This window comes from Agromyces sp. Y575 (genome assembly GCF_059445445.1).
This window is the reverse complement of record NZ_JCAIUI010000001.1, coordinates 1,274,845-1,284,140: the sequence shown is the minus strand read 5'-3', so window position 1 is coordinate 1,284,140 and position 9,296 is coordinate 1,274,845. Positions and strand designations below refer to the sequence as shown.

Sequence of the window (9,296 nt, the reverse complement as noted above, 5' to 3'; positions counted from 1 at the left end):
GACACATTCCGAACCCGGAAGCTAAGACTCGCAGCGCCGATGGTACTGCAGGGGGGACCCTGTGGGAGAGTAGGACACCGCCGGACATAATTTCAAAGAGAGCCACCCAATTGGGTGGCTCTCTTTGGTTTAACTGGCGTGTTTGGTTGAGCTGGCGTGTTCGGTTGAACGTCCGTGTTCCACAAGCAGGTAGATTGCTGAGCCGCCCACCCGGGCGGCTTTTTTCGTTCAGGGCGACGGCGAGACCGGCCGAACTAGTCTGATGGAATGGGCAACCGTCTCTCAGAAGCCACGAGCCCGTATCTGCGTGCTCATGCAGGCAACCCCGTCGAGTGGTACCCGTGGGGCGAGGCTGCATTCGCAGCGGCTCGCGAGCGTGACGTGCCGATGCTCATCTCGATCGGGTACGCGACGTGCCACTGGTGCCATGTCATGGCTCGTGAGAGCTTCAGCGACCCCGAGACGGCACGGACCTTGAACGATGGGTTCGTCGCCGTCAAGGTTGACCGGGAGGAGCATCCCGACGTCGATGCGAGTTACCTGGCAGCCGCCTCCGCATTCACTCGCGAGCTCGGATGGCCGCTCACGGTATTCGCGACTCCCGAGGGCCACGCGTTCTACGCCGGCACGTACTTCCCGCCCCGAGAGATGCGAGGCATGCCGTCCTTCACGCAAGTGCTGGCGGCAGTGGGCGAGGCGTGGCTCGAGCGTCGCGAGCAACTCGACGAGACGGCGGCCGCCGTGACGCAGGCGTTGGCCGCGGCATCCGCTGCGCCGACAGCCGGAGCCCTGCCGACCCTCGAACGGTTGCAGACGGCGGTCGATGAACTGGCGAGTCAGGAGGATCGGGTGCACGGCGGTTTCGGCTGTGCACCGAAGTTCCCGGTGGCCCCGGTGCTCGGCTTCCTCGCCGCGATGGGGGAACCGGGCCGAGCGGTCGCTGCGCGCACCGTGCGACTCATGGGCGCATCACCGCTGCGCGACCCGGTTGAAGGTGGATTCTTCCGCTACGCGACGAAAGCGGATTGGAGCGACCCCCATTACGAACGCATGCTGACCGACAACTCGCTGCTGCTCGGTGTCGCGACCGAACTCGCACGAGCGGACTCCGCCGACTCCGGTGACTCCGCCGCCCGGGAGGTCGCCGATGGGATCGCGGGCTTTCTCATCGAGCGGATGCAGCTGCCGGCCGGCGGGTTCGCGAGTGCGCAGGACTCGGAGAGCATCGTCGACGGCGCGCGGAGCGAGGGCGGCTACTATCGACGCGACGCGGCCGGGCGAGCCGCCCTCGAGCGCCCCGCGCTCGACCGGAAGGTGCTGACCGGCTGGAACGGCCTCGCGATCGGCGCGCTGTCCACGCACGCGTCCACCCGCGACGATGAGCGGTCACTGGCGTCGGCACGACGTGCTGCCGATCGGTTGCTCGCCGACCATGTCAGGCCCGGCGGCACGCTCGTGCGAGCTTCGCTCGATGGAACGGCGTCGGAGGCGGTCGCGACGCTCGAAGACACGGGGATGTTCGCCGGCGGTCTGCTCGAACTCGCCGTCGCGACCGGTGAGTGCGGGTACGCGATTGCTGCGCGATCGCTCATCGATGCCGCGATGGCGATGGCGGCGGCGGCCGGTGCGGCCCTCCCGTTCGCTCCGCCCGGCGGCGCCGATCCTGTGCTGCGGGCGCGCGGACTCGTGCTGACCGAAGATCCCGCCGAGGGCGCAGCGCCCTCGGGGGTCACAGCGTGCGCGGATGCCGCGTGGCAGCTCTACCTCCTGGGCGCCGGCGACGGATATCGCACTGCAGCCGAGCAGGCGATGGCCTCGGTCGCGGGCATCGCGCTGACGCGTCCACTCGCGTTCGGCGGCGCACTGGGGCTCATGGCGCGACTTGCGGCGCCGGTCGTGCAGCTCGTCACCGTCGTCGCCGACCACCGCGACGCGCGACGGGTCGGCAAGGGGGAGCTCGGTCTCATCGGTGCGACGCGACGGCACGGGGCATCCGTCACCGTTGTTGTCGACGAGCGGCAGGCCGATGCATTCTCCGACGCGGGATTCTCACTGTTCGACGGCCGAGCTACGCGCGACGGCACCGCGGCCGCATACCGCTGCGAGACGTTCGTGTGCGCGCTTCCTGTCGGCAATGCCGCAGCCCTCGACGCGCTCGGCAGACGCGCGTGACGCCCTGCAGTTGCGGGGTCCGCGGGCTCCGCTCCGCATCCGTACCATGAGAGCATGAACAGGCGGACGCAGAACGGAGCAGGCGTCGTTGCCGTTGCCGCGATCATCGATGCAGCGCTGGTCGTCGTCTTCGTGCTCATCGGCCGACGCAGTCACGCCGAAGGGCTCGATCTGGTCGGGTCTGTCGGCACGGCGTGGCCGTTTCTCGCGGCACTCGTCGTCGGCTGGGCTGCGACGCTTGCATGGCGGCGTCCGCTGGTCGTCTGGCCCACGGGGGTCGTCATCTGGGCTGTGACCGTGGCCGGCGGCATGCTGCTCCGTGCAGTGAGCGGCCAGGGCGTGCAGTTCGCGTTCGTGGTCGTCGCGACGTTGACACTCGCGGTTCTCCTCATCGGGTGGCGCCTGCTCGCCCTGCTCGTCATCCGTGCGGCACGCAACCGCGCCCGTGCTCGCGCCCGAGGTGATGCGGCATGAATCCCTTCGAGTGGCTCTTCGACGCCCAGCTCGTGATCGGCGACCAGGTGATCCTGTGGCGCGAGATCGTCGGCAACCTCTTCGGCCTCGCGAGTGCACTCGGCGGGCTCCGCCGCAAGGTGTGGGCGTGGCCGGTCGGCATCGTCGGCAATGCCCTGCTCTTCACCGTCTTCCTCGGGGCGGTGTTCGACACTCCGAATCCGGTCAACCTCCTCGGTCAGGCCGGACGGCAGCTGATGTTCATCGCCGTCTCGATCTACGGTTGGGTGCGCTGGTCGCGTCACCGCCACGTCAGTGCCACCGCGGTCGAGCCGAGATGGGCGAGTACCCGTGCTCGTATCCTGCTCGGCGTCGCCCTCGTCGGCGGTACGCTCGTGTTGACGCCGATCTTCCGCGCCCTGGGCTCGTTCGAACCGGTCTGGGCCGACGCATGGATCTTCGTGGGTTCGCTGCTCGCCACGTGGGGCATGGCGAAGGGCTGGACCGAGTTCTGGCTGATCTGGGTCGCGGTCGACATCGTGGGCGTACCGCTGCTGATCAGCGCCGGCTTCTACGCGTCGGCCCTGCTCTACGTCTTCTACGGCATCTTCACGATCTTCGGGTTCATCACGTGGCGGCGCGTGCAGCGCCTCACCAGCGCGACGGCACCCGATCGAGCACCAACCACACCGCCGAGCTGAGTTCGGGGTGTTCGAGGGCGATCTCGCGGAGCAATTCGTACTCGAACTTCGCGGCGTCGCCCTCGCGGGCGGCCGGGTGATAGGCCCGCGATCGAGCCGGACGCCAACGCTCGGAAAGCAGGCGCTCCTCGCGGAGCGTCGCGACGACCTGCTCATCGACCGACGGAAGGTCGGGCAGGAACACCCATGGATCTTCGCCGAGGCGGCACCGGAGCTCGATGAGTGCCGATAACTCGTCGCGTGCGTCTTGGCGCAGGCGTTCGAGCGTCGTCGACTCCTCCATACGCGCCTCCCCTCGCTCATTACGATCGTAATCAAAGCTAAACGCACCGTGTGACGGGCGGGTTACAGAGCGCAACCTGACGTGTACGGCAGATGACGAGTCGATGACGCTCGCGACGCCGACGCCGACGCCTCCGCGCAGCTGATTGAGTGGGCGGGCATCGGCTGGAGACCTCGCGGAGCTCTTCGTGCTCGGCGGGGCCGCTTGCCCGCGTCGAGCGGATGTACGGTGCGCTCGGCGCGAACGAGGCCGGGCTCGGCGCGCATCTCGCGGAGTGCCTCGCCGATCACGACCGGCCGGACGCGCTGAGCGACGATGCGCTCGGTGCTGAACTGGTGCCGGCGGTGCGAACGCTCATCGACGACGGGATGCTGCGCTTCGCCGAGTGAACGACCGATCGACTCAGACGGTGCCGGCGGGCGGCCACACCCCGATGATGAGCGCCATGATGAGCACCGTCACGAATTCGTGCGCGATGTTCAGGATCGTGAGGCCGGGCGGGCGCCCCTCGAACGCGTCGTGGGTGATGAAACGCGCTGCAGTGAAGCCGGCCCACAGCATGAGGCCGGTCGTGATCGCCATCAGCAGGTAGTTGCCGCCGAGTGCCGTCCACGCCACTTGTGTCGCGATCGCCAGCACCCACGCCGAGATGAAGCTCACGATGAGGGTCGTGAGGATCGGTCCGACCGCGCCACGGTCGCCCGAGTCGTCGACCTTCGCGACCCTCATCCAGTAGTTGCCGAAGACCTTCGGCGTGTACCAGATCGAGCCGACCAGCATCGTCGACAGCGTTGCGATGACCACGGCCCAGTAGTTCACCTCGACGAGCATCTCAGCGTCTCCTACGATTCGCCCGGACAGTCCCTGTGGTCTTGACGTCGACGAGCATCGAAGCCTCCCCTGCGGCCCGTACGGGCCCCTGTGGTCGGCAGTCTAGACCCGCGCACAGCCGGACCGCGGTATTCTCGTGGTCGCACATCGAAAGCGAGCCCATGCCCGACAGTCCGCTCTCCGCCTCTCCGTACGAGGTACTCGGTATCCCCTCGAACGCGGATGACGCGACGCTGCGACTCGCGTATCGACGTGCGCTGCGCAGCGCCCACCCCGACACGGGCGGCGATGTGGTGAGGTTCCATGCTGTGCAGTCGGCGTGGGAGCTGGTTGGCACCCCCGATGCGCGCGCCGCCTTCGACCGCGGGTCGCGAACGGGCCCTCTGGCGCCGACCCGGGAGGCCTGGGCGCCGGCTTCGCCAAGGCCCCGGCGCGACTCGCGTCCGTTGGCTCGCACCTACGGCCATCCTGGCGGGCTCTCTCGCGAGAGGTACCTCGACCTGATCCGCGAGTGGGCGGGGCGGGGCGTCACGCTCACCGACCCCTACGATCCCGCACTCGTGCGGAGTGCGCCACGCGACATCCGTCATGTGCTCGCCGACGCCCTCGCCGAAGAAGAGAGTGCGCGTGCTCTCGCGACGCTCGGCATCGCGTACACGGTGTGGCACGATCTGGCGACGGATGCCGCGGGCCGCGGCCTGCCGCCGAAGCTCGACCACCTCGTGCTCGGCCCGACTGGGCTCTTCGCGATCCAGTCGGAGGACTGGGGCGGGCCCGTGGCGATGAAGCGCGGCGAACTCGTCGGCGAGGCGCTCGGCGGCGAACGGCCGGTGCGCGCGCTCGCCACGCGGGCGAAGGCCATCGGTCGGGCAGCGCGTGTGAAGCCGACGGCGCTCATGATCGTCGTGCCCGACGAGCACACCGCCGAGCCGCTCGAACTCGGCGGCACCATTCGCGGCGCAGTCGTCGCGCTCGTGCAGAGATCGCGCCTCGCGAGCGCCATACGCGAGGGGCTGCCGGGATCGGCGCATCTCGGCGGCACCGAGGTCATGGAGGTGCGTTCGCGCCTGCAGGCGGTCGTGCGGTTCGCGTGATTCCGAGGCCCAAATCTCTACAGAAACCGGGCCACTCGAGAACTCACCGAGGGCGCGGCAGCACCCTGAGCGCGGCAGCGCTGTGAGTGAGGCGGTACTGTCAGCGCGGGAGCACCGTCAGCACGCGGGTGGTGAACTCGAGGAACCGTGTGAGGTACGTCACGAGGAACTCGCGCGTGCTGTCGACCGTGACTTCGCCGTCGTCCGTGATGAGCCCGGGCTTCATCTGGATGTACGCCTCGGGTGAGTTCATCTGCGGCGCGTTGCAGAAGCTCAGGATGCTGCGCAACTGCTGTTGCGCCACAGCCGTGCCGATCGCGCCCGTCGAAGCGCCGATGACTGCTGAAGGCTTCTGGCTCAGGGCGTTGGCGCCGAACGGGCGGCTCGCCCAGTCGATCGCGTTCTTCAACGCTCCCGGCAGCGAACGGTTGTACTCGGGCGTGACGAAGAGCAGTGCGTCGACATCGGTGATCGACCGTTTGAAGTCGCGGGCGACCTGCGGGTAGTCGGCGTCGAAGTCGCGGTTGTAGAGCGGCAGTTGCCCGATCTCGATCTCGGTGAACCGGAACTCCTCGGGCGAGAGGCGTGCGAGCGCGGTCGCGAGGCGACGGTTGATCGAATCGACCGAGAGACTCCCGATCAGAACGCCGACGGTGTACGGCGGCTCGTGTTCGTAGGTGATCGGCATCGTGGTGTCCTTCCCCCCGGGGCGGTGTCCTCGCCTCCACCCTGCTCCTCGATCGGCCGCGTGTCGAGCGGTGAACTCGACCCGGGAGCGCGGGCGGTGTTGGATGGGAGAATGCCCACATCACGCACCGACGCCTACATCGCCGACTTCGCCGAGTTCGTCCGCGCCTCCCCGTCGTCGTACCACGCCGCAGCCGAGGTCGCCCGACGGCTCGAGGCGGCCGGTTTCGACCGGCTCGATGAGCGAGACGAGTGGCCGGCCGGCGGTCGGCACGTCGTGGTGCGCGACGGCGCCGTCATCGCGTGGGTGACGCCCGAAGCCGCGAGTGCGACGACGCCGTACCGGATCCTCGGAGCGCACACGGATTCGCCGTCGTTCAAGCTGAAGCCCCGCCCGACGACGAGCTCCGAAGGGCTGCTGCAGGCCGGCGTCGAGGTCTACGGAGGGCCGCTCCTGAACTCGTGGCTCGACCGTGAGCTCGAGCTCGCCGGGCGCATCGTCACTGACGACGGTCTCGAGCACCTGGTGCGCACGGGCCCGATGCTGCGCATCCCGCAACTGGCGATCCACCTCGACCGCGACGTGAACAAGGGCCTTACGCTCGACAAGCAGCGCCACATGCAACCGATCTGGGGCACGGGTGCCGACGGCGACATCCTGGCCGTGCTCGCCGCTTTTGCGGGGGTGCCGGTCGAACGCATCGCCGGGCACGACGTGTTCGTGGCCGACACTCAGGCGCCTGGCCGGTTCGGTCTCGACGACGCCCTGTTCGCGTCGGGGCGCATGGACAACCTGAGCTCGGTCTACGCCGGACTCGCGGCACTCCTCGATGCTTCGAGCGATAGCGGGCACATCAGCGTGCTCGCGGCGTTCGACCACGAAGAGCTCGGCTCCGAATCGCGCTCCGGCGCGAGCGGCCCCTTCCTCGATGACGTGCTCGTGCGCATCGGTGCCGGCCTCGGCGCAGGCGACATCGAACGCCGGCGAGCGTTCGCGGCATCGTGGATCATCTCGTCGGATGCCGGCCACGCGGTGCACCCGAACTATCCCGACCGGCACGACCCCGCGAACCGGCCAGTGCTCGGCGGCGGGCCACTGCTGAAACTCAACGCGAGCCAGCGCTACGCGAGCGACGCAGCAGGATCGGGCTTCTGGGCGGCGCTCTGCCGCCGGGCAGGAGTGCCGACCCAGTCGTTCGTGTCGAACAACTCGATTCCCTGCGGTTCGACCATCGGGCCGCTCTCAGCGACCCGCCTCGGCATCCGCACGGTCGACGTCGGGGTGCCGCTCCTGTCGATGCACTCGGCCCGCGAGCTCGCCCACGTCGATGATCTCGCGGCCCTCGCCGCCACCGTCACCGCCTTCTTCGCCGCCGACGAGTAGCCGAGTCGACACCGACCGCGCGGGCGCTCACGGCATCTCCCCGCGGGCGTCGGCTCGCACCGTGGTGCGCGAGTCCAGCGCGAGCTCCTCGGCGTCGAGGGCGAAGAAGAGTTCACGCATGACCTCCTCGTTCAGATGCCCGGCGTCGCGCTCCTCGAGCACGACCGCTCGACGCGCGGCGATCCAGTGACGGGAGAGCTCGGCGAACTCCGCCTGGAGATCAGGTGGCGGTGCCTCGTCGTCGACGAGTTGCTCGGTCTTCGCCGCATCCGCTCGAATGCGCCTCTCGAAGCGATCGATGAACCCGTCGGCGAGCTCGACCCCGTGTCGCTCACGCCATTCGTCGCGCCGACTCTCGATATAGGCGAGACCGGCCGTGCTACTGCGCCGGAGCACGGCACGGATCTCCTTGCGGTCCTGCTCGCGTTCGTCGTCGGCGACCACCCCGAGCCGACGGATGAGCGCCGGAAGGGTCGTCGACTGCAACAGGAGTGTGCCGATCGTCACGACGAACGCGACGAGGAACACGGTGCTGCCCGCGCTCGGGTCGCTCGCCATCGTCGGACTCGCCGTCGCCGTCGCGAGCGTGACGACGCCGCGCATGCCGGCCCATGAGATGACCGCGAGCTCCTTCGGCGCAAGATGCGGCTCGACGTGGTACCTGCGACCGCGTTTCTGCCAGATCGGCGCCAGCAGATCGCCGACGCGCCTCGATAGTGCGTACCCGCCGTACACCCAGACGATGCGCACGACGATGACGGTGGCGAGCACCGCGAGCCCGAGGGCGACGTTCACGCCGAGGCCGAGCGGGCTCTCGAGCAGATCCTTGATCGCCGGGCTCAACTGCAGGCCGATGAGCGCGAAAACGAGGCCCTCGAGCAGCACGTCGATCGACTGCCAGATCGGTCGCTCCTGCTGTCTCGTCGCGTAGCTCGTCTTCGGGGCGTTGTAGCCGACCACGATGCCCGCGGCCACGACCGCGAGCACGCCCGAACCGCCCAGACGCTCGGCGATCGCGTACGCGGCGAACGGCACGAGCAGGCTGATCGTGCCGAGCACGATGGGATCGTCGAGTCGCGTGCGCACCAGGGTCACGAGCCACCCGATGAGGAGTCCGAGGCCGGTGCCGACGACGACTGCGATCAGGAAGGAGCCGATGCCGTCGAGCCAGGTGACCGTGGCACCGGCGACGATCGCCGCGAACGTCCGGAAGAGGGTGATCGAGGTCGCATCGTTCACCAGACTCTCGCCGGAGATCACCGTCATGACCCGCCGCGGGAGCCCGAGCCTACGGCCTACGGCTGCCGCCGAGACCGCGTCGGACGGGGCCACGATCGCGCCGATGAGCAAGGCCAATGGCAGCCCGAGCGATGGAGCGATGAGCCACACCACGAGCCCGACGGCTGCGGCGGTCGCTATGGGCAGGAAGATGCCGAGTCGGCGGATCTGCCGGATGCTGCGTCGGAAGTTCAGGTACGTGACGTCGAGCGCGGCGGAGTAGAGGAGCGGCGGCAGCACGAGCGTGAGCACGAGCTCGCCGTCGACGTCGATATCGGGGATGACGGGCACCACCGAAACGATGAATGCCACGCCCATGACCAGCAGGGGCGCGGGCCAGCCGCGCCATCGCGCGAACGCGGTGACCGCGAGCGAACCGCCGAGCAGGAGGAAGACCTCGCCGATGTGCATGG

Annotated in this window: 10 protein-coding genes and 1 rRNA gene; 7 read left to right on the top strand and 4 right to left on the bottom strand. The window is 68.8% G+C overall.

All coding sequences use genetic code 11. The features are described from left to right. From rrf to pnuC, 4 genes are all read left to right on the top strand, one after another. Positions 1-86, top strand: a 5S ribosomal RNA gene (gene rrf, locus AC1C2U_RS06140); the annotation flags it as partial. A 181-nt stretch (positions 87-267) separates the two neighbouring features. After that, positions 268-2,172, top strand: coding sequence for a thioredoxin domain-containing protein (locus AC1C2U_RS06135; RefSeq protein ID WP_495360810.1), 1,905 nt, complete (start codon positions 268-270; stop codon positions 2,170-2,172). Between the two features lie 54 nt (positions 2,173-2,226). Then, positions 2,227-2,646 (top strand): DUF3054 domain-containing protein, encoded by a 420-nt coding sequence (locus AC1C2U_RS06130; protein WP_495360809.1) that lies wholly within the window; start codon positions 2,227-2,229, stop codon positions 2,644-2,646. Continuing rightward, positions 2,643-3,326 carry a nicotinamide riboside transporter PnuC gene (pnuC, locus tag AC1C2U_RS06125; protein ID WP_495360808.1) on the top strand — a complete coding sequence of 228 codons (684 nt, stop codon included), beginning with the start codon at positions 2,643-2,645 and terminating at the stop codon, positions 3,324-3,326. The genes AC1C2U_RS06130 and pnuC overlap by 4 nt, the downstream gene beginning before the upstream one ends. On the opposite strand, the gene AC1C2U_RS06120 is transcribed toward pnuC, so the two are convergent. Then, on the bottom strand, positions 3,277-3,609 hold the full coding sequence (locus AC1C2U_RS06120; protein ID WP_495360807.1) for a hypothetical protein: 333 nt from the start codon (positions 3,607-3,609) through the stop codon (positions 3,277-3,279). The genes pnuC and AC1C2U_RS06120 overlap by 50 nt on opposite strands. Before the next feature lie 221 nt (positions 3,610-3,830). Between AC1C2U_RS06120 and AC1C2U_RS06115 the strand changes: the two genes are divergently transcribed. Further along, positions 3,831-3,998 (top strand): hypothetical protein, encoded by a 168-nt coding sequence (locus tag AC1C2U_RS06115; protein ID WP_495360806.1) that lies wholly within the window; start codon positions 3,831-3,833, stop codon positions 3,996-3,998. A gap of 13 nt (positions 3,999-4,011) precedes the next feature. Here AC1C2U_RS06115 and AC1C2U_RS06110 read toward each other — a convergent pair whose 3' ends face one another. Further along, positions 4,012-4,440 (bottom strand): DUF1761 domain-containing protein, encoded by a 429-nt coding sequence (locus tag AC1C2U_RS06110; protein WP_495360805.1) that lies wholly within the window; start codon positions 4,438-4,440, stop codon positions 4,012-4,014. Between the two features lie 161 nt (positions 4,441-4,601). Here AC1C2U_RS06110 and AC1C2U_RS06105 point away from each other — a divergent pair, with 161 nt between their 5' ends. After that, the gene (locus AC1C2U_RS06105; RefSeq protein WP_495360804.1) at positions 4,602-5,534 is read left to right on the top strand and encodes a J domain-containing protein; all 933 of its coding nucleotides are present in this window, start codon (positions 4,602-4,604) and stop codon (positions 5,532-5,534) included. Between the two features lie 100 nt (positions 5,535-5,634). Here the strand turns inward: AC1C2U_RS06105 and AC1C2U_RS06100 are convergent, their stop codons facing one another. Then, entirely contained in the window at positions 5,635-6,222 is a 588-nt protein-coding gene (locus AC1C2U_RS06100) for an NADPH-dependent FMN reductase (protein WP_495360803.1), read from the bottom strand. Positions 6,223-6,333: 111 nt separating this feature from the next. Here AC1C2U_RS06100 and AC1C2U_RS06095 point away from each other — a divergent pair, with 111 nt between their 5' ends. After that, positions 6,334-7,605, top strand: a complete 1,272-nt coding sequence (locus AC1C2U_RS06095) for a M18 family aminopeptidase (RefSeq protein ID WP_495360802.1) — start codon at positions 6,334-6,336, stop codon at positions 7,603-7,605. A 27-nt stretch (positions 7,606-7,632) separates the two neighbouring features. Here the strand turns inward: AC1C2U_RS06095 and AC1C2U_RS06090 are convergent, their stop codons facing one another. Beyond that, positions 7,633-9,294, bottom strand: a complete 1,662-nt coding sequence (locus AC1C2U_RS06090) for a cation:proton antiporter (RefSeq protein WP_495360801.1) — start codon at positions 9,292-9,294, stop codon at positions 7,633-7,635. Between the last annotated feature and the right edge of the window lie 2 nt (positions 9,295-9,296).